This is a genomic window from Nostoc sp. FACHB-133 (assembly GCF_014698055.1).
Taxonomy (GTDB): domain Bacteria; phylum Cyanobacteriota; class Cyanobacteriia; order Cyanobacteriales; family Nostocaceae; genus Nostoc.
This window is the reverse complement of sequence record NZ_JACJSH010000002.1, coordinates 40,114-62,187: the sequence shown is the minus strand read 5'-3', so window position 1 is coordinate 62,187 and position 22,074 is coordinate 40,114. Positions and strand designations below refer to the sequence as shown.

Here is a 22,074-nt window from a genome sequence, read left to right as displayed (position 1 = left end):
GTAATCCGCTTAGTAGAAGCCCTTCGACAGAGCTGAACGGCAGAGCAGATAATCCGTTCAGCAACATCTATGGGAGCTAACGATCGGTCAGCTTGCCGTGGTAAGTCAACTGCCGATGTCATTGCTAAACTCAGCTTGGTAGAGGAAGAAGCCGATGAAAGTCTTTATTGGATGGAACTTATTGTTGAGGTTGGTTTATTACCTTTGGAAAAAGTAAGCAACTTGATGTCAGAAAACACCGAAATTTTGGCAATGACAGTCGCATCAATCAAAACTTTACGTAGCAAATCCAAAATCCAAAATTTAAAATCTAAAATATGATTACAGATAACGAAATTCGCGAACAAGGATACATCTACTTTCTAGCTGAAGCTCCAGAATTAGTACAGATTATTGAACAAGAACTATTTAGCTTATCGGAAGGTTATAGCACTGCTAAAGTCCATAATTTAATGCGGGCTACTCATACACTTAAAGGTGGTGCTGCTAATGTTGGGCTAGAAGTTATTAAGATGATAGCCCATTTTTTGGAAGATGTATTTAAGGCTTTATATAACCCAAATGTAGTAATTGATGCTGAACTACAAACACTTTTATTACAAGCTTATGAGTGTCTTAGCATAGCATTAAATACTGAGCTAATAGGTAGCACTGTGAATGATGAAGAACTACTAAATCGAGCAACTTCAGTGTTTTCACAGTTACAAGAAAAGCTAGGTGATACGTTTGGTGATGAGGCTCATATTCCCACTTCTGAGGAATTGGGATTTGATATTGTCCAGTCAGTTTTTGAGGTGGGAGTAGAGCAACGTCTAAACAGTATTGCTGAAGCTGTTAACAATCCACCAAATAATAACGAATTTATTGAATTATTACAGTCCCAAGCTGAGGTATTTTTCGGTTTAGCAGAATCTCTAAATTTGCCTGGATTGGGAGAAATTTCTCAAACAATTTTATCAGCACTGCAAGCAAATCCCACTCAGGTACAGCAAATCGCTGAAATTGCCCTTGCAGATTTACAACAAGCACAAAAATTGGTGTTAGAAGGCGATCGCACATCTGGTGGAGAAACTTCTCTAGCTTTGCGAAAACTCACGCTAGTGGCAAATAATGAGTTAGCTGAAAAATTACAAAATAATTCATCTGCTGACATCTTTGTTATCAATGAAGAGCAATTTTACCACTTTCTCACTACATCCGATAACAATAAAAATGAATCTGTAAATCCAACAACTGCCAAGTTTTATCTAAAAGTAATTCGCTACATTTTTGGTTGGTTTAATCACGAGATAGAAATACCAGAACCAGAGCTTAATTTAGATTTACTTGTTCCCAGATTAGGAAGAGAAAATCTACTTGATTATATCGAAAATTGGCTGAGAAAGTTTCTTGATTTTGTTCAAGATGAACAAGATAGCCAAAGTCTTTGTATTTATAGACATGGGATGATTTTAATCATCCTATTTGCCGTCACAAAGTTTCAGAATTTTGTTAATAAATCTGACGGCTATATCTCAGTCGTTAAAGTATTACAAAACCGAATTCATAGATTAGCAGAAGAATATAAAAACTATCCTCCTGTTACTACCGAAGAAAAAAATTGGCTTGATATTTCCAAACTGCAAACACTGTTAGTTTTTAAAGAAATATCTAAATCTGTATCTTCTCAAACTACTGATAATTTACTAGAAACAATATGGGGGGGAGAAGTTAGCCAAAACCTGACAGAGCCAGTGGTGACAACTCCAAATGATGATTATTCAGAAAAAGTTGATTCATTAAGTCTAAATGAGCAGGTAGCTATAGGAGTTACTGAAACAGCCATTGAAGTTATGCCTGATTTAGCTACACAGCTCAACAAAGAAATAGAAGGTAAATCACAGTATGTTCAAACTAAAAACTTTCGTCAACCTTCATTTATTCGAGTAGATACAGAAAGGCTGCAACACCTCAATTATTTAGCTGGAGAATTACTGATTCACCAAAAAAGACGTACTTTGCAAGATGAACAAGTTAAAGAAATAATTGATCAATTAATACGGCAAATTACTAGACACCAAAAAACTTTAAATGAATTACGCGATCTCCCATTACAAATACCAAATAGTGCATCACAACAAACGCAAAATTTTGCGGTGAAATTTGACTCTTTAGAAATGGATGTATATACAGAATTTCATACAACATTGCATGAAGCAATAGAAGAAATACTGCAACTACAAGAAACCACAGAATCACTTGAATTGCTCGTGACACAAGCTGCTCAAATTAGTGACAAACAAGAGAATTTAACTCTTAATATTATAGAGAGCTTAGTAGAAGCACGAATGTTGCCTTTGGGCAATATCCTAAATCGTTTCCCCCAGATGGTAAATAAGTTGGGGAATGTTTATGCCAAACTTGTAGAATTGAAACTTACTGGTACTGAAGTACTAGTAGATAAAGCGATCGCAGAAAAACTCTACGATCCGTTATTACATTTAGTACGTAATGCTTTTGACCACGGGATTGAAGCTTCACAACTTCGCCGAGAGCTTGGGAAACCAGAAAAAGGATTAATCGAAATCCGCGCTTATCACCAGGGTAGCCACACTATTATCGAAGTTCGGGATGATGGTCAGGGATTGAATTTAGACAGAATTCGCACAAAAGCTGCTGAATTATATCCCATACAAACTGAAGAAAAAATTAGAAGCTATGCTTCTAATCTGGCCGAACCTGAACTTTTAGACATGATATTTTCACCTGGATTTTCTACTGCCGGTAAAGTGACTGAAATCTCTGGGCGCGGTATGGGGTTAGATATTGTGCGGACTCAGATGAACGCACTTAATGGCTCAATTTCAGTTCAATCCTTACCTAACCAAGGAACAATATTCATACTCAAAATTCCTTTTTCTATGACTACAGAAAAATTAATGCTAGTTCAAGCCAAAGGTGTTATTTATGCCCTTCTTTCGGACAGTATCCAAAAAATATTGATTCCCTCCGAGCAGCAAATTAAAGAAATTGAAGGTCAAAAAGTCTTGCATTGGAACACAGACAATGATGAGACTATGGTCAGCCTCCGTCACCTTTCAAAATTGATTAATTATAATGATTCATTCTTGAATACTAGTGTTCTATACAACACATCAAATACTGGCGACCCAAGCATAGCGAAAAATCCAGTACTTTTGCTCCGACGAAATCAGGGAATGTTTGCTTTGGAAGTTGACCAAATAATTGGTGAACAAGAACTGGTCATCAGACCTTTAGGAAATGTGATCGCACCGCCAAAATACGTTTATGGTTGTAGTAGTTTACCCAATGGTAATCTCATCTTAGTGATTGATGCTTCATTGCTAGTCAAGTCTAGCGAGATCCAACAAACAACACTTGATATCATGGCGTTACCAGTAGCTTCTCCCTCAAATAAAAAAGCCTTGGCGATATCGGGAGACACTTTTGCATCTACACCATTACTTACTGCATCTACTTCTATAAAAACGATAGAAACTCAACCCAGTTATTCTCAAAAGCCAGATTATAAATCACCAAAAGTTGTTTTAGTAGTAGATGACGCAATTAGTTTGCGCCAAACTATCTCTCTCACTCTACAAAAATCGGGCTATCAAGTGATACAAGCTCAAAATGGTGTAGAAGCTCTAGAAAAGTTGCAGTTACATCCAGAAATTCAAGTTGTCGTCTCCGATTTAGAGATGCCACGAATGAATGGTTTTGAGTTATTGGGCAATTTCCGTCAATACCCCAAATTAGCAAAAATCCCTGTGGTGATTCTCACTTCTCGCAGCTCTGAAAAGCATCGCCAACTTGCTCAAGAATTGGGTGCGAAAGCTTACTTGACTAAGCCTTATTTAGAAAATGAATTTCTTTCTACAATTAAGGGGTTAATTAACAGTAATGCAGATGATCTAAATGATTCGCTCATGGTGGTAAATCATTAAAAATTCGTAATTCGTAATTACGGATTACCAGGTAGATTATTTGGATCTACACCTAGAGAACGTAAATACTGCGCTAATTGTTCAGCCCTTTGTCGCTCCTGTTGTGCCTGTTCTGCATCTGTCAAATAGCGGTTTCCTTGCTCATCATACCAACATAAAAACTCTTGTTGTATACCGGCAATTACAGCCTGGTGTCGCCCAATACCTAACCCCACTTCTGGCATAAAATAAGGCTCACCTATTTGTAGCTGGTAGCTTCCATCTATCAATTTATACACTTCAAAGGGTTGATGTTGGTCACGTCGCCAAAACTCAGGGTTATAAATTACGTAGTACAATACACCCAGTTTTATATATATATCTAGCTTCTCGTCATATTCACCTCCGGGGGTATGGGATACCATTTCTAATGTGAATATTGGAACTACCCCATTTTCTTCCCAAACTGCGTAACTTTTGCGCGATTTACCACCCTTTTTCCGTTCTACTCCCACACTTAAAAAAGCATCCGGCACTACAGGTACTCTAGGATTTACTCCTGTGGTGTGATACACTCCCATATCTACACCAAAGTACCAATCCAGGCGATTTGCCCAAATGGAGTTGAGTAAGAAGAGTAAAATATTTGGCAAAAAATTTTGATCCTCGTTATCCACTGGCGTATCGTCTGAACAGGGAAGTTCATCAGTAGTTGGTAACGCATTTTTGAGATCAGGTGAGAGCATAACCGTTGTCTCGCTGGCGTTTGATGCCCTTATTATAAATGAGCGACCAAAAGTTTAGCGTTTGGGTGCAGGTTCGCCAAACTTAATTAAAAGTGCGATCGCAATACTAACAAGCAAAATTAACGTCATACTTAAAGCAGAACCAAATCCCCAATTTTGCGTGGCTCCCAGGAACTGGTTATAAACTAACCGCGCTGCCGTCATACTAGAAGCACCACCAAGTAATTCTGGATCGACAAAATCCCCCAAGCCTGTGATGAATACAAGCATAGAAGCGGCCGTAATTCCAGGCAGAATTTGCGGTACAGTTACCTGGAAAAAAGTTTCCACCGGATTTGCACCTAAATCAGCTGCCGCTTCTAACAACCGCTTGTCTAGCTTTTCGAGAGAAGCATATAAAATCAAAACCATATAGGGTAACAAGCTGTAACTCATGCCAATAAATACAGCTTGACTCTGGTTAAGTAATTGCAAAGTAGGCAAGCCTAAAGTGCTGAGTAAACTGTTTAACAAACCAGTAGGACGAAGAATTGTAATCCAAGCATAAGAACGAAGTAGTGAGGAAGTCCACAAAGGCAAAACAAAGCCTAATAGCAACAAATTACGCCAACGTAGCGGCGCTATTTGAGCAATCCAATAGGCAACAGGGAAGCCTAAAATTAAACAAATTATTGTAGTGCCTAACGCAAAAAATAGCGATCGCACAATTACTTGTAAGTAAAGGGGGTCGAATATTCGGATGTAGTTTTGGATGCCGTTGGGATTAACCAAATCTCCCGGACGAATGTCTGCAACTAAACTTAACTCGAAAATTATCAAAGCTGGCAGTACCAACAAAAGTAATAACCAAATCCCCGATGGTGCAAGTAATATCAAAGGTTGCAGCCAATTTCCTCGCAGGCGAGGCAATTTTTCTATTTGGGAAATCCCATTTTTTTCAATATTCATTACTTATAAACCTAACTCCTAACTATTTTAACTGCTAGTTAATTGAGTCCAATAGCGATCGTAAACCTCTTCAAAGTCTCCTACAGGAGTAACACGTTCACAGTTTGCTAAAAGTGATTCTGCGGGAAATAAATTAGCATTATCTTGGATTGTTTTTGGCAATTGCTCAAATCCAGCCCTATTAGGCGTAGAAATACTCAAGCGTTGACTGATTTGGGCGGCTAATTCCGGTTGCAAAATCATGTTGATCCAAGCATAAGCTCCAGCTAAATTAGGGGCTGTTTTCGGAATAACAATAGTGTCTGTCCATAATGAAGAACCACTACGAGGAATCACATATTTGAGCTTAGGGTTTTCTTGAGCAATTTTTACTGCATCTGCTGAATAGCACATTGCTAGGAGTAAATCTCCTGCCAGAATTTGATTTTGCCAAGCGTCAGTGTCAAAACGTGCGATCGCAGGTTTTAGCACCTTCAACTTTTCATAAGCTTGTTTGATTTCTTGTTCGTTTTTTGAGTTGTAAGAATAACCCAACATCCGTAAGGTTGCACCCATAACTTCTCGAACATCATTAAGCAAGGTCATCCGTTGATTAAGTTTTTCTTGGTTCTGCCAAAGGTAATCCCAGTCTTGTGGTGCATCTTTGATTTTTTCGGAATTGTAAAGCAAACCTGTTGTCCCCCAGTTAAAAGGGATGCTATATCGGTTATTGGGGTCATAGCTAGGATTCTGAAATCGGGGGAATAAATTCTCTAAACCGATTAAGCGATCATGATTTATCTCTGTTAACAAACCTTTGTTTACCATCTTCTGCACCATGTAATCAGATGGATTGATGATGCTGTAAATGCCACCACCTCCAGCTTGCAACTTGGCCAGCATGACATCATTGGAATCATACACATCCGCCAGCACTTTCATTCCAGTTTGGGTGCTAAAAGTTCTCAGTAATTGGTTGTCAGTATATTGTGTCCAGGTGAATACATAAAGTTGGTCACGTTGACCATTCGTATTAGAATTAGCACGGACTTCAGCCAGTCTCCAGCCACAACCAGCTAAAGATAAGCTAGAAAGTGCTGCTACCCCTTTTAAAAATTGCCGTCTGTTAGCCATTAAGTTAGAAGTTATTCATCGACAACTTCTAGATTACGGTATACTTTGTATTCCCTGGCCTAATTTTCTGGCATCAATGTATCATTCTTCACTTTAGAGCTTAGTTAATTTATAATAGTTTTCTTCACTCAATGAGATCCCTGCATGGAAGGAATTTTTTATCATACGGGTATCAGTAGGACAAGAAACCAGAATTTTTTGCAGATGGAATTATGTAGATTTTGAATATATAGCTTAAACTAGTAGGTTTATCATCATATTTTTTATAGCTTCAATCAATCGGCTGTTATGCTCTTCCCAAGAAAGCCAAACAAGTTTGTAGAGAATTGCGGCACAAAGTATTTAAATATGTTGTTAAACATTTGTAAACTGTTAGCAGCCGAGTAGCCGCGTGTCACATCTTGTTAAGGAATTATCATGAGACAACTTGTTATCGTTGAGCGCGTATGCCTGATTGGTCATATCGTGTCAAAAGCCTTCGGACTGGTAGGGATGCTACTGGTCATACCTAATGCCGACATAATTTTCAACTTATCGCAGGTTGGAGAAACTGCCGTACAGTTAAGTATGGCAGGCGGTGGTGTAGTTGATATCATTCTGGGGACAATAGCTGTCTCTATTTATGCCTACCGGACGCTGGGATTGGGAACTTGGCTAGCATTTATGCTGCCGGCTATGCTTATCTCTTTGGGAAGTGAACTACTGGGAACCAGCACAGGTTTTCCATTTGGAGATTATAGCTACTTGAGTGGCTTGGGTTATAAGATTGCAGGGCTAGTTCCTTTCACAATTCCTTTGTCTTGGTTCTATGTTGGGCTGTCATCTTATTTGATTGCAAGAATTGGTTTGAAAGTGGCTCAAAAACCCAGTTGGGGTCGCCATATTGCGGCTATAGCTGTTGGTGCTTTACTCTTCACTTGCTGGGATTTTGCCCTTGAGCCAGCTATGAGTCAAACTTCTCTGCCTTTTTGGTATTGGGAACAACCAGGAGCTTTCTTTGGCACACCTTACCAGAACTATGCAGGTTGGTTTGGTACTAGCGCCCTGTTTATGAGTGTGGCAGGCTTGTTGTGGAGAAACACCTCGATTAAATTAGAGCGATCGCAACTCAATCTACCCTTAGTCGTTTATTTGACTAATTTTGCCTTCGCCGCCGGACTAAGTTTGGCTGCTGGGTTCTCCATCCCTGTATTGCTCGGTCTATTCCTTGGTGTGGTTCCCGCCGTGGCTCTGTGGTTAAGGAGTTCAACCACACCCGCTCAAGTTGCTGTTGAACCAATAAGCAAAGAAGTATCAGTAGCAAAGGTTGAAGTTGCTTTAAAATAGCCTAGAAATTGCGGAGTGGGGAATGGAGAATAGGGAATAGAGTAACAGCGATTAGCAATTCCCAATTCCCAATTCCCAATTCCCAATTCCCAATGCCCATTTATTTTGTATAGTCGCACTTTTAATTGATAAGTATTTTGACAACAGTAGATAACGCTTTAATAGTAGAAAGTGCCATATCCTTTTTATTGCTACTTATTCAAGTACCAGCAACGGCGATTCTCTTTTCGCGCTTGCTAAAGGGGCCAAGAAGGCTGCCACCAATAAAACCGCAACAGCCAACGCCAGAGCTTTTAGGTAAGGTTAGTGTCGTAGTTCCCACACTGAACGAAGCGCTTCGCATTAGCCCTCTGTTAGCTGGTTTAAGTCAGCAAAGCTACGAAGTTCGGGAAATTCTTGTTGTAGATAGCAACTCTAGTGATGGTACACCCGACTTAGTAAAAGCCACACAGCAAAAAGATCCGCGCTTTCGCGTGATGACAGATGATCCCTTACCCTCTGGTTGGGTGGGGCGGCCTTGGGCGTTGCATAACGGTTTTCTATATAGTTCTGAGGGTAGTCAGTGGTTTTTGGGGCTGGATGCTGATATTCAACCACATCCTGGTTTGGTTGCGGGTTTAGTGAAGACGGCCGAAGCACAAGGCTATGACTTAGTTTCCCTTTCGCCCCAGTTTATCCTCAAATATCCAGGGGAATGCTGGCTACAACCAGCTTTGCTGATGACTCTGCTTTACCGATTTGACCCTGCTGGGATCAATGCAGAGCAGCCTGAACGGGTAATGGCAAATGGGCAGTGTTTTTTGTGTCGTCGCTCCGTTTTAGCTGCTGTGGGTGGTTACAGCAGCGCGAGTAGTTCTTTTTGTGATGATGTCACCTTGGCACGAAATATTGCAACTCTTGGGTATAAAGTAGGCTTTTTAGATGGCGCAAAGGTACTGAAAGTACGAATGTATGAGGGGGCGATGGAGACGTGGAAAGAATGGGGGCGGAGTCTAGACCTTAAAGATGCAACTTCTCGTTCTCAGTTGTGGGGAGATTTATGGCTACTCACATCTGTCCAAGGTCTACCCCTTTTAATTGTCCTCAGTTTTTTATTGATTTCTCCCTCAATCTCGTACTCGCTACAGACGCGATTAATCGCGTCTCTACCCACTCCCCTACTTTTTCTACTGGGACTAAATTTATTCTTGGTGGTGATTCGCTTTGCGATGCTAATTGCGATCGCACCTTCCTACGATCGCAAAAGTGCTAAAGGCGGCTGGTTATTCTGGCTTTCCCCTTTAGCCGATCCCCTAGCTGTGCTGCGAATCTTCTTATCTGCGTTCCACAAGCCACGTGAGTGGCGAGGACGCAAATATATATAGTGGGGGATTGGGAATGGGGAATTGGGAATGGGGAATTGGGAATGGGGCATTGGGAATGGGGAATTGGCATTGATTATTAAATATTCTCCTCTGCTCCCCCTGCCTCCCCTGCTCCCCCTGCCTCCCCTACTCCCTGCCCATTCCCTACTCCTCTTCACCTCCTACTTGATCCCCGCGTTCCAGTTCCCAAAGAATTTGATTTCCTTCACGGCGTACCCGTGACACTATCCAGTTTCGCCAGCGCCATTGATCTCCCCGACTGGTAACAGCGCTGGCGTGGACATCCATCAAGTCTGCTAACTCAGAACTGGTGATTAAGTAGCCTTTTTCTGAAATTTCGTCAGCGATACGCAGAGTTTCAACCAAGCTGCGGAGTTGCGAAACCCTGATTTCTGCCGGTTTTTCATCGATAGTGGCCGCAGTAGGCCCAGTTGATGGTTCCATAACGGTTCTTTCTAGTGCAGAAGTACTGATTTCTTGCGGACTTTGGTTAATTATTCGAGAGTTTTTTTCATAATCAGCTACTTTTGCTACATTTAGTTCATTTGTGGAAGGTAAAGATTTATAAAAATTTGTAGAAGTGAATTGTTGTAGCGAAGGGATTTTGCCACTAGCATAAGTGCGAGCGATCGCATCACAACGTTCGTTACCTATGTTACCAGAATGTCCCCTGACGTGTTGCCATTTTACCTGTTGAGTATTGAGTTCATCAAGAGTTTCCAAAAGCTCTTGGTTTTGGACGGGTTTACCATCTGATTTTTTCCAGCCTTTCTTTTTCCAGCCTTTCACCCACTTGGTAACGCAGTTAATCAGGTATTCGCTATCGGTATGAAGGGTGATTGGTTGGGCTTGTTGAGATGTTTGCAGAAATTGGAGGGCTGCGATCGCAGCTTGCATTTCCATTTTATTATTGGTGGTATGAGGCGATGCATCGCCCATTTCGTGGATTGAGCCATCGCTAAAGTAGATGACAACTCCCCAACCGCCAGGGCCAGGGTTCCCGGTGCAAGCACCATCAGTATATATGCTTTGGATTATGGGTTGAGTGGACATGGTTTAGGATATCGAACCGCAAAGGACGCATTCGCGCAGCGTCTCGTCAGAGAAGGACGCAAAGCCAAAAGTGATTAGCGGCGAATTTTTATAAAGAATATCCAGGTTATTATACTGGTTAGCATTCCAGTAATAATGCTTCACAAAAAGGCTGTTGTGACAAAAAATGATTTTTTGCTGTTGGGTGGGTATTGAGCAGTTCAAACTGAAGATGCGATTTGGCTGGTTGCTAGTGCGATCGCTTTTTACGTTGTAGATGGTCAATAGTACCTTGGATTCTACTATGGTTTTACTCTGTGTAAATTACTAAAATTTGTCTTCCCATCATGGTTAATGCCACTCCAATCATCACAATGAGTGTCACCTTTCCACCAGGAACAAGTAGTTGATTTGTGCTATCTGAGTTTTCTTGTTCTTGACGTTGCTTCCAACTCATTAACGCCGGAATAATTCCACCCAAAACTGAGATACTGAACGTTCCAGTGTAATCTAGAGCAGTAAAAAAGATGCTGGGATTGAGCGTTCCAAGAGTCATCGGCGGGAAAAGAACCAGTGAATAGAGGGGAAAACGGTTAGAAAGCTTGCTCTGTGCAAGAAAAATATCTTCGAACAAATCCAGCAATCCATATACAAATCCAATGAATGATGTGACGATCGCAAACTCTGAAAAAATAGATACTAGAACTCCTAACCATTCTCCTGCACCGCCTGCTTGGAGAATTTGCAGTGGGTCAAAAACAGTTCTACCATCAGATGTGCCATATTGCATATCAGGACTGACGCTTCCTAAAATTACGGCATTCCACGCCAAGAACATAATTAGAGGAATCACAGAACCAATTAAGATAGACTGACGAATTTTGCCGACATCCCCTTCGAGTTGCGTTACAACTAACGGCACAACGTTTTGGAAAAATAGCGCCACAGACATCACTGAAATAGCACTACCAAGGGCACTCCAGTTCTGAAATAAGAGTTGGGCACTATGAATGTGCCTTCCTGCGAAAAACAATAATCCCAAAAAAGACACGATGACAATTCCAACAAAGGCACTGTTTAATTTCTCAATAAACTTTTCTCGCCCAAGATACATAATGCCACCAAATAACAGTGTGAAAGTCGTTGTGCCCATCCATGTCGGTAATATCTGCACACTCCAAATTTTTGCCGCCGCATATCCTAAAATCTCTCCACCTTGGGTGATGTATGCTACCAAGAGAGCATAATGCATAAATAAATATGCACCGCCAGCCATTTGCGCTCCCACCTTACCAAGAATTTTCTCAACAACTCCCAAAAAACCTATGCTTACACGCCCTTCTGTTCGCATCGTGTTTAAGGTAACTTCTGCAACCAATAACCCTGCAACTAAAGCGTAAAGCCAAACAGCAATCAGTCCAGATGTGGATGGTACAATACCAGACGGCAGAGTAACGGCTGGTAGGGCGAGAATTCCAGCCCCAACAGTGGTTCCCGCAATCAATGCAGTACTCCCCAATACACTACCCGGTTGATGATTAAGCTTTTTTCCATCAAATTCAAGATGAGAAAACAACCGAGTGACTTGCTCTGAATCTTTGAGAACAGTCTCTATGGGAAGCATACTGAATACCCGTACATAAACCCGATTAACAATACTAGCATCTGGAAATATTCTTCGCAAAAACACTGATGTTCTTCTTTTTACAGAGAAATTTTAGCGAAAAAGATGCGATCGCCATTTCATCGTTAACACAACTTTTTGAGCAGGAGTGTAATTTGTATTACTTGAAAAAAAGCAATTTAATAATCAATTTGATTCTCAAAATAAAACTACCTCTAGCTTTCGCTTGAGCTATCGGAATTTAAGGGCAAAATTACTGTAAATTTTGTACCAACCCCAATTTGACTTGTAAAACTAATTTGACCACTGTGAGCATCAACGCACCTTTTAACGATTACTAACCCTAACCCAGTACCCTTAATTGATTGGACATTTGAGCCTCGGTAAAATGATTCAAAAAGTCTACCTTGATCTGCTTCTGGAATGCCCATACCTTGATCTTGAATATAAATAATTGCTACTTTCCCAATTGGATCGCATATTAAATTAAACTCAATTTTGCCACCTCTTGGAGAATATTTAATCGCATTTGAGAGCAGATTTCCGAACATATAATTTAATAGTCCTTCATCCATTACAGCGTCAGTGCGATCGCTATGACAGGTAAAAACAACTTCACACACGCTACTTTCAACAATAGAAAAATCTTTGATTAACTCTAGACAGAATTGCTCTAAGTTAAGTGGAGCAGGGTTATATACAAGTTTTTTTGCCTCCGCTCGACCCACAAACAGCACTTCTTCCATGAGTTTTTCCATAGACTCCACAGCACCTTGAATTCGCTTTAAATAAATTCCTCTTTTTTCATCTGTCAAATTTCCTCCTTTCATCTCTATAAGCTCTACTGCCGTTTGAATAACAGTCAAAGGATTACGGAACTCATGAGATACGGTAGAGATAAATAAGGATTTGAGACGGTTAAGTTCTTGCTCTTTTTCTAATGCTTTCTCTAGCACTTTTGTTTGGCGGTGATCGCTAAGATCCCAGAAAACAACTACTACACCATTTATTTTATCTCGCCCTCCCTTCAGTGGCGAAGCACTATCACCAATTGGAACTCTTTTTCCGTCTCTTCTAATCAGAGATGTGAATTCCTTTAAATAAACAACCTGCTGTTCGCGCAGCACTTTTGTCACTGGGTTTTCTAATATAGTATCTGTGGATTCATCGACAATATGAAAAATATTTGCCGCCTCATTTCCTAAAGCATCTTTTTGCTGCCAGCCAGTCAGTGCCTCAGCTGCGGGATTCATAAATGTCACATTCCCCTGCTCATTTGTAGCGATTACAGCATCGCTTATTGAGTTTAAAAGGGTTGCCAACTGATCTCGATTCTGCCGTAGTTCACGCTCTAACTGGTGTTTTAAAAGACCGATTTCAATTGCTATCTTTAAATCTTTTGTAGTAAATGGTTTAACAATGTATCCAAAAGGTTGGGTAATTTTGGCTCTTTCTAAAGTATTATTATCACCATAAGCAGTTAAAAATATTACAGGAACATCTAACTGCTCGCGAATATGGCTGGCAGTAGCAATACCATCCATTTCACCTTTAAGAATAATATCCATTAATACTAACTCTGGTTGAGTTTCCAATGCCTTAGCAATGGCAACTTTTCCAGATGAAGCTGTTCCCGTAACAACGTAACCTAGTTGACTAAGTTGGCTAGCAATAGCCCTAGCCACAATCACTTCATCTTCAACAACTAAAATCCTAGCTTGACCCATTTGATATTTACTGATGCAAAGTTAACTGCTTAAATTTGATTTTGAATCCTGTTCCATGATTACGTTCTAGGGTGATGTTGCCTTCTAGCTGTTCTGTAACCAAGTCATATACTAATGACAGACCCAAAGAATCAGTATTTGTCCAATCTAAATTATCTGGTAAACCAATTCCATTATCTTGGATAGTCATCTCGATACTATTATTGATATTGCGTAGAGCAATACTGATTGTACCTACTTGTTGATTTGGAAAAGCGTGCTTGAGAGCATTGGAGATTAATTCGTTAATAACCAATCCGCAGGCAATAGCTTGATCGACATTCAAATTCACTGAATCTATATCAGTTTCTAGAGTAATTCTATCAGGCAATATTTGATAAGAAATTAGCAAGCTTGCTGCTAAATTACTTATATAATCGGCAACATCAATCTGCCCAATATTAGCAGAAGTATACAAATTTTTATGAATTAAAGATATTGACTCAATTCGGTTTTGACTTTCTCGAAGAACTTTGATGGCTTCAGGATCTTTGAGTGTTTGAGACTGAAGTTGTAATAAACTGGAGACAATTTGCAAATTATTCTTAACTCGATGATGAACTTCCTTTAACAGAACTTCTTTCTCAGCCAAGGCATTCTTTAATTTGACTTGAGCCTTTTGTCTTTGAATAAGTTCAGTCTGAGCTTGCTCAAAGATGCTGGATTGTTGAATTGCGATCGCTAATTGGACTGTAACTTGATCGAGCAAATCTAATTGATTTTTTTCCCACTCACGAAAACCAGAGCATTGGTGAGCAACCAGTAAACCCCAGAGGTGAGAGCCAGGGTTTTGAGAACTTACTTCTAGTAAAATGGGTACGACTAAATTTGCTTTGACTTCAAATTGTTCTAATAAGCGAATATGACAATCAGTTAGTCCAGCTTCATAAATATTAGCGATCGCTCGTTTGTTTACTTGGTAATATTCCGCTCCTTTGCCTGTTTGAAAACACGTATCATAAATCTCTACCCCCAAAGAAACTCTCCATCCAGGTTCTACTGACTCCGCCATGATTGTGCCGATCATTTCTGAGTCAAACTGATAAACTACTACTCGATCAACCCCAAGTAAATCTCGCACTTCTTGAACTGTTGCATTCAAAATATCTTGGAGATTCAAAGATTGACGAATTCGTTGAGCAACAGTTCGCATCAATTGCTCCCGTTCGGCTTGACCTTTTAGAGCCAGTTCAGTTCGCTTGCGCTCCGTGATATCTTGACCAATAGTAATAATTTGACCATTTGCAAGTTTAACGTTTGTCCAAGACGTATCTAGCAAATCACCATCTCGAACCTGAGTTCTGAAGTCAGCCCAATTGTGTTGTGCAGACTGCATAAAATTAATCACATCCTGTCGATATTCAGCATTAGGATATAATGCTTCCAAAACATCACCAGCTTGGAAGTCTTTAAATTTCCAGCCTAAAACACTTTCCCACTCTTGATTTACCCACTGAAGTTTACCATTGGTATCAATAAGTGCAATCATCAATGGTATACTCTCAAAAATTCTCCGCAAAAATTCATTTTGCTCTTGAAGTTTTCTTTCTATTCGTTTGTGTTCTGTAATGTCTTGGATATTAACTAACCGAGCATTATAATTGGCATAGTTTATTGTATGCGTGACAACTTCAACATCAAGAATTTGTCCGTCTTTTCGCCGATGTAGCCATTGTCTAGAAAAGTGCAAATCAGTATGCTTTTTTCCTAAATATTCTCTGAATATAGGTACATTTTCTGGAGGAAAAATATCAGTTATTTGCATTTGCAAAAATTCTTCTCGTGAGTAACCGTAGTGGATAACAGCAGCTTCATTGACATCCAAAAATTGCAGATTATTCTGGTTATATATCCACATTGGGTTAGGATTTTTAGAGAAAAGAAGTACTTCTAGCCGTTGGCTTTCATTTTCAGGAAATAGCATTAGTGGTTGTGTGAAAAAGTTTTGTAAAATACTAGATTTAATTGGCTTCAATCTCAAAATAAAATTAACAGAACTTACGTATTAAAAATCTGAAATCCAGATATCTCTTAAGCCACGCCACTTGCTCTACTTGAGGATACCCCAGACGTTCGCAGGATCTCTAATGCTTTTAGTATCTCCCTATGGGAGAAGACCGCAGTAGTTCCCTTTTTTTTGATACAAACAAAATGAGTTTTAACACATCCTCTAAATATTAATTAAATGTTTCTAAAACTTGCAAATTAAAATCGTGTTTTTTCTAATGTTAGTAATGGGATATTAAATTAGCTAAATCCATGTTCACATTAAAAAATAATTTTATTAAAAATTTCTAACCAAAAAACTAACTATTTATTCTGGAATGTGTAATATGAGCGCCATCGATTACAGGCGTTCATATTACACATTCCATAAAATTGGATAATGTACTTACTTATTGAAAATTCCTTAATCAAAGTTTTTACTCCACAACATTGTTAAAATATTTATATTTTCTTGGAATAATTTATTCCATCTCAATAGGCACTTGAGGTTGCTTAAAGGTAATATGAAAATGCGCCAAGAAAAGTGATGCAAAACTACAGCCTATAGGGGCAATTTATGAATTACCCCTATGTAAATAAAGCGTAGCCTTACCTATAATTAGTATGAGTTTCAAAAAAGTTCATATTCCCCATCAGTATTCTTATCAAATTATGGACACTTTTTGCAACATAATTGATAGATGAGTTTATACCAATTTTTTGTGAAACTGCACAAAATCAGTCAATTTTGGTAAGACTTGGGCTTAAGACCCTTGTTATATCTAATTTAGATGTGTTTCAGGTAATTTGCGGTAGCCTGCGGTAAGCTTATGCACATCTACGTTTTATCTTGGGTGTCCCAATGTAGTAATATATAGAGCAGCTTCATCAGCAGGAATACCCAAAACTTCATTTACTTGGTCATCAAAGAATCCACCGATACCGCTAACACCTACATTTAGGTGCATTGCGGCTAAATTCAGGCGCTGTCCCAAATGACCGGCATCCAGATGTAAATAACGGTAAACGCGATCGCCATATTGAGCGATCGCAGCTTTCAGATCGGCTGTATGAAATAATACTGCTGCTGCATCCCGCCCTAATTCTTGCCCCAAACAGAGAAAATGTAACTCTCGCCGGAAATTTTTAAACCGAATTTGGCGTAATTCTTGGGCTTTGGGCGCGTAATAGTAACAACCTGCCTCCAGTCCTTTAACTCCACAAACAGCAATAAATGTTTCTATTAAATTCAAATCAAAGTAGTCTGGAGAAATATCTAAACTTTGGTCGATGTAATTTTGCGGTTGGTAAGTGAAATCGAGGAGACTTTTTAATTGATCGAAAGTTAAATCATCACCATTGTAAGCGCGGGTAGAGCGCCGCTTATACATTGTATTTTCTAGTTCTGACAGCTTTTGTCCCCAGTCTATAGGTGTAGTGGTGGTGGGGATTTTCAAACAGAAAGGAAAGTTATATTTATCCTCCAAAGATTTTTCTTGTTTGATAACTGGTAGATTGAGATTGCCAGTTATACCTGATTGAATCTGGGTGTGTCGATGGAAATATGTCAGCAATTCACCATCGGGTATTTGGGGATAATTGGTTTCGGTGGCGGAAGGTAAAGCAGTACATCCCAATGGCAAATTTTGATTAACATCTAACAAGTCTGCCAGAGGTAAGACAGCGATCGCACCTTCTTGTTGCGGATCGATATAAAGCAGATCGTTTACCGATTCATCCACAAAGCCGCCGATTAAATGAGGACGAAAGTCAGTAATCGCGCCAGCCAATTCGATATTACCCAATAGATGTCCCGTATCTAGAAAAATCCGGCGATAAGCCCGATCTTCATAGCGCCAGGCAGAACGATAAAATACCGCAGTGACAATAATTGCTAATTGGGTGTTTTCTAAAGAAGGATGCCAGAAACAAGCTGCTTGGAGAGTTTGCCAAACATCACTTTCCCAATAATGCATCAGTGAATGAGTCCGACACTGGTAGTTATACAGACCAGGTGGCAATAACGACGTGCCACGGGAAACCACATAGACTTCAGCAGGGTATAATCCGCCGGCACTGGGAGCAGCGCGTAAATATACCGCACTACCCATAGAAGGCATTCTTGCTGTCAATCCATAGCTGCGAAACAGCAACCGTGAAAGTCTTTGCCACCATTGAGCATCTGGGTTGTTGGCAAATCCCTCTGATTTTTCTTGGATATAGGGTTTGAGATCAATATTAGAGCCAATTTTGTATTCTTTGAAAGGCACTGGCTGTTTAGTCCAGTCTAACTGCTGACTTTTGGAGGCAAGAGTCTCAGGGTTGTATTTAGTCCGTTCGTGGTAATGCTGGGCAATTGATTGGTGTAATTCTGGCATAGTACTTTTAATATCCTTGGGGCATTCTTTTTTTGATCTTGGCATTCATTAGCCTCATTGTTTCGTGTCAATTCGTACAATCCTCATAGTCACAAAGTGGTAATTGGTAACAACTGCATTGGGAATGGGGTATTGGGCATAGTACATCTGGTCAAAAATAATGTAGAGACGTAGCACTGCTACGTCTCTACAAGGGTTCTGGATAACGCATATTTAATTTCTGGATATGTCCAATATTTTTCATAACCGCCGAATCGCAATTTCTAACCCTTCACATACACCACTAAGAAAATCTAAATCTAAAGTAGCGATCGCATCACTAGGTTTGTGATAATGGGGATTTCGCAAAAATGCCGTATCTGTCACCATCATTGCCGGATAACCCAAATCCCAGAAAGGTGCATGATCGCTAAGTCTGGTTTGGGGAACTATTAAACCTCGATTCGGCACGGGTAGCCATTGACTAGCTACGCCAGCTTTGCGAATATTACGGCTCATACCAATTAAATCAGGCAATGTACGCAAATTGCCAATTAAAGCAATAAAATCACCTGTATCAGGATAGAAGCGTTCCAGAGGAGGGGGATAATTTTGAGAACCAGGCGTAGAATCCTTATAGCCCAGCATTTCTAGGGAGATCATTAAGCGTAGCTGTTGCTTTTGTTGGTGCAACAGAGCTGCATAATCAGCGCTACCTAGTAAGCCGTATTCTTCCATATCGAAAGCAACCAGCCTTAATGGATATCTTATAGCTTGGGCAGCAAACTTTCTCGCCAATTCCAGCAAAACTGCCACACCTGTGGCATTATCATCAGCCGCAGGTGTTCCCGGAACGCCATCATAATGAGCGCCAATTAAAATCGGTGGCAAATCCTTTTTATGCCCTCTAGCTTGGGAGGGTAAATTTAATATCAAGTTCTTACAAGCTTTACCCCTGACTTCAAAGGTGTGGATTTCCACACTCCCCCATTGGGAAAATTCCTGGCGGATGTATTCTTGGACGAAAAAATGTCCAGCTGTTGCCATGTAAGGATCGCGTTCTCGCGCGATCGCACTCAGGGAAGTTTGTAATCGCTTTGTTAAATTCAAATGTTTAAAATAGCGGTAATATTAAGGTTTTCAGGCACTCGAAGAAGCAGAAATTTCTTATTTAAGGTGCATTTAGCAACTTACAGATTCAGTGCATAGAAGTAACCGGATAACAAGAATTGAGGCTGCTTAGACACAGCAATCATCGTCAATGCTATCCTAGTCTTGCAACTATCTCCTCTAGCTGAACTTCTTAGCTCATTGCCTTAATGATGACTATTATACCATTGAGAAAGAGGCAAGGGGGCAGGGAGCAGGGAGCAAGGGGGATAGAAAAGAATGGGATTCCCCATTTGTTGCGTTAGCTTACCGCAGGTAGGAGAACCACTTATTAGAAGTGAAAGGCTAAAACCCATCTTCCGCTCTGCATGAGTTAGCAGTTATTTTCCCCTGCTCCCCTGCCCCCTCCCCCTGCCTCTTTATTGAGGTGTTTTCATCCCATAGCACAAAGCTAGAGGTAGTTCCGCCCAATCATAATAAATGTATAAGACACTTTAGGAGAAGAGTAACGCATGGGCAAGGTAGTCGGCATCGACTTGGGTACAACCAACTCAGTAGTCGCCGTTATGGAGGGTGGCAAGCCGGTGGTGATTGCCAATGCAGAAGGAATGCGAACAACCCCCTCCGTAGTTGGCTTTAGCAAAGAAGGCGAAAGGGTAGTTGGGCAAATGGCACGCCGCCAAACCGTCCTCAATCCCCAAAATACCTTTTTTGCAGTGAAACGCTTCATTGGGCGCAAATATGCCGAACTTAGTCCAGATTCTAAGCGTGTACCCTACACCATCCGCAAAGATGAAGTAGGTAATATTAAAATTGCTTGTCCCCGTCTCAATAAAGATTTCGCCCCAGAAGAAATTTCGGCAATGGTGCTGAAGAAATTGGCAGACGATGCTAGTCGCTATTTGGGTGAACCAGTCACAGGGGCAGTGATTACAGTCCCCGCTTATTTTAACGATTCTCAACGGCAGGCAACCCGCGATGCTGGCAGAATTGCTGGTTTAGAGGTGCTGCGGATTCTCAATGAACCGACTGCTGCATCTTTAGCTTATGGATTAGATCGGGGTGACACGGAAACTATCTTAGTCTTTGACTTGGGTGGCGGTACTTTTGACGTGTCGATTTTAGAAGTGGGCGATGGGATATTTGAGGTCAAAGCTACCAGTGGAGATACGCAACTTGGTGGTAATGACTTTGACAAAGTAATCGTAGATTGGTTAGCAGAGCAATTTCTGGAAACTGAAGAAATAGACTTAAGACGCGATCGCCAAGCTTTGCAACGTCTGATGGAAGCTGCGGAAAAAGCCAAAATTGAGCTTTCTGCTGTCAGCGTTACTGATATTAACTTACCCTTCATCACCGCCACGGAAGATGGCCCGAAACATCTAGAAACTCGTTTAACTCGTTCCCAGTTTGAAGGTTTGTGTGGTGATTTGGTAGGGCGATTGCGGACACCAGTGAAACGCGCCCTCAAAGATGCCGGACTTTCACCTAGAGATATTGAAGAAGTGGTGTTAGTTGGCGGTTCTACACGGATGCCAATGGTGAAGCAGCTAGTGCGGGACTTGATTGGTACAGAACCTAACGAAAACGTCAATCCTGATGAAGTAGTGGGAGTGGGTGCAGCAATTCAAGCCGGAATTCTTGCAGGTGAACTCAAAGATGTGCTGCTTTTGGATGTCACACCCCTTTCTTTGGGATTGGAAACCATCGGTGGCGTGATGAAAAAACTCATTCCCCGCAACACTACCATTCCAGTCCGCCGTTCTGACATTTTTTCCACGTCTGAAAATAACCAAAATACTGTGGAAATTCATGTAGTTCAGGGCGAACGAGAAATGGCAGGAAACAATAAGTCTTTAGGACGTTTCAAGCTGTATGGTATCCCGCCAGCGCCACGAGGAATTCCTCAAGTTCAGGTGTCATTTGATATCGATGCTAATGGTATTTTACAGGTAACAGCCTTAGATAGAACCACTGGGCGAGAGCAGAGTATTACCGTTCAAGGCGCTTCCACCTTGAACGAGTCAGAAGTGAATCGGATGATTCAAGATGCACAGAAATACGCCGATGTCGATCGCGAACGTAAAGAAAGGGTAGAAAAGCGGACTCGTTCTGAGGCATTAATTTTCCAAGCAGAACGGCAACTTAGAGAAGTTGCACTTGAATTTGGTATGCAGTTTGCCCGCAGCCGTCGCCAAAGAATTGATAATATTTGCCGAGACTTAAAAGAGAGTCTGAAGGAAAATAGCGATCGCGGTATCGATCAAGCCTACGCCGATTTGCAAGATGCTCTCTATGAGCTAAATCGGGAAGTCCGCCAGACTTATGCTGAAGATGAAGATGACGATTTGTTAGGTACTATCCGTGACATCTTTACTGGCGGTGATAAGGATAAAGAACGCGAATTTCCTAGAGATACATATCGGGAACGCGATTCATTCGGTAAGGACTATGGCAGAGATTACGGTAAAGACTATGGCCGAGACAATAGCCGAGACAATAGCCGAGACTATGGCCGAGACAATAGCCGAGACAGTCGTTCTTCCTCTTATGAAAGCCGTCCTCCACGCAAATCTCGTCCCAGCTACCAAGATAACTGGGATGATGAAGATGACAATGATTGGTTGTAAGTAGAAGGCAGGAGGCAGGATAGCGCAGCGTTAGCGAGTCCGCGAGCGTCGGCAAGAGGCAGAAGCTGCTCAGAAAGCTGATTTAAGTGGTTGGCATTTACATTTAATTATGTCTACCTAATTAGTACTTCTGATAAGAGTGAGAA

At 40.8% G+C, this 22,074-nt stretch carries 15 protein-coding genes; 5 read left to right on the top strand and 10 right to left on the bottom strand.

Translation table 11 applies throughout. From position 1 onward, the window contains the following. The first annotated feature begins 48 nt into the window (after positions 1-48). Complete coding sequence (locus H6G86_RS02465; RefSeq protein ID WP_313930429.1) at positions 49-321, top strand: four helix bundle protein; 273 nt, start codon at positions 49-51, stop codon at positions 319-321. Further along, a complete protein-coding gene (locus tag H6G86_RS02460) occupies positions 318-3,947 on the top strand; it encodes a hybrid sensor histidine kinase/response regulator (RefSeq protein WP_190932947.1) in 3,630 nt (1,209 codons plus the stop codon). Before H6G86_RS02465 ends, H6G86_RS02460 begins: the two co-directional genes overlap by 4 nt. 17 nt (positions 3,948-3,964) lie before the next feature. Here the strand turns inward: H6G86_RS02460 and H6G86_RS02455 are convergent, their stop codons facing one another. Genes H6G86_RS02455 through H6G86_RS02445 form a run of 3 tightly spaced genes read right to left on the bottom strand, consistent with a single transcriptional unit; the run spans position 3,965 to position 6,733 of the window. Then, positions 3,965-4,672: a Uma2 family endonuclease gene (locus H6G86_RS02455; protein ID WP_190932946.1), complete on the bottom strand. Its 708-nt coding sequence runs from the start codon at positions 4,670-4,672 to the stop codon at positions 3,965-3,967. Between the two features lie 54 nt (positions 4,673-4,726). Beyond that, a complete protein-coding gene (locus tag H6G86_RS02450) occupies positions 4,727-5,620 on the bottom strand; it encodes an ABC transporter permease (RefSeq protein ID WP_190932945.1) in 894 nt (297 codons plus the stop codon). 27 nt (positions 5,621-5,647) lie between these two features. Then, positions 5,648-6,733: an ABC transporter substrate-binding protein gene (locus H6G86_RS02445; RefSeq protein ID WP_190932944.1), complete on the bottom strand. Its 1,086-nt coding sequence runs from the start codon at positions 6,731-6,733 to the stop codon at positions 5,648-5,650. A gap of 417 nt (positions 6,734-7,150) precedes the next feature. Here H6G86_RS02445 and cruF point away from each other — a divergent pair, with 417 nt between their 5' ends. Both cruF and cruG read left to right on the top strand, forming a co-directional pair. Beyond that, a complete protein-coding gene (gene cruF, locus H6G86_RS02440; protein WP_190932943.1) occupies positions 7,151-8,059 on the top strand; it encodes a gamma-carotene 1'-hydroxylase CruF in 909 nt (302 codons plus the stop codon). A gap of 137 nt (positions 8,060-8,196) precedes the next feature. Continuing rightward, the gene (gene cruG / locus H6G86_RS02435; RefSeq protein ID WP_242064657.1) at positions 8,197-9,423 is read left to right on the top strand and encodes a 2'-O-glycosyltransferase CruG; all 1,227 of its coding nucleotides are present in this window, start codon (positions 8,197-8,199) and stop codon (positions 9,421-9,423) included. Between the two features lie 144 nt (positions 9,424-9,567). On the opposite strand, the gene rnhA is transcribed toward cruG, so the two are convergent. The 7 genes from rnhA to H6G86_RS02400 form a co-directional block, all read right to left on the bottom strand. Further along, positions 9,568-10,476 carry a ribonuclease HI gene (rnhA, locus tag H6G86_RS02430; RefSeq protein ID WP_190932941.1) on the bottom strand — a complete coding sequence of 303 codons (909 nt, stop codon included), beginning with the start codon at positions 10,474-10,476 and terminating at the stop codon, positions 9,568-9,570. A 3-nt stretch (positions 10,477-10,479) separates the two neighbouring features. Further along, the gene (locus H6G86_RS02425) at positions 10,480-10,740 is read right to left on the bottom strand and encodes a hypothetical protein (RefSeq protein ID WP_190932940.1); all 261 of its coding nucleotides are present in this window, start codon (positions 10,738-10,740) and stop codon (positions 10,480-10,482) included. 25 nt (positions 10,741-10,765) lie between these two features. Next, positions 10,766-12,079 (bottom strand): amino acid permease, encoded by a 1,314-nt coding sequence (locus H6G86_RS02420; protein WP_190933118.1) that lies wholly within the window; start codon positions 12,077-12,079, stop codon positions 10,766-10,768. Positions 12,080-12,294: 215 nt separating this feature from the next. Further along, the gene (locus H6G86_RS02415) at positions 12,295-13,806 is read right to left on the bottom strand and encodes a hybrid sensor histidine kinase/response regulator (protein ID WP_190932939.1); all 1,512 of its coding nucleotides are present in this window, start codon (positions 13,804-13,806) and stop codon (positions 12,295-12,297) included. Positions 13,807-13,813: 7 nt separating this feature from the next. Beyond that, positions 13,814-15,769, bottom strand: a complete 1,956-nt coding sequence (locus tag H6G86_RS02410; RefSeq protein ID WP_190932938.1) for a PAS domain-containing sensor histidine kinase — start codon at positions 15,767-15,769, stop codon at positions 13,814-13,816. Positions 15,770-16,676: 907 nt separating this feature from the next. Further along, a complete protein-coding gene (locus tag H6G86_RS02405) occupies positions 16,677-18,209 on the bottom strand; it encodes a SagB/ThcOx family dehydrogenase (RefSeq protein ID WP_179075501.1) in 1,533 nt (510 codons plus the stop codon). 240 nt (positions 18,210-18,449) lie between these two features. Beyond that, complete coding sequence (locus tag H6G86_RS02400) at positions 18,450-19,298, bottom strand: M28 family peptidase (protein ID WP_190932937.1); 849 nt, start codon at positions 19,296-19,298, stop codon at positions 18,450-18,452. A 512-nt stretch (positions 19,299-19,810) separates the two neighbouring features. Between H6G86_RS02400 and dnaK the strand changes: the two genes are divergently transcribed. Beyond that, complete coding sequence (gene dnaK / locus H6G86_RS02395) at positions 19,811-21,928, top strand: molecular chaperone DnaK (RefSeq protein WP_190932936.1); 2,118 nt, start codon at positions 19,811-19,813, stop codon at positions 21,926-21,928. Positions 21,929-22,074 lie beyond the last annotated feature (146 nt).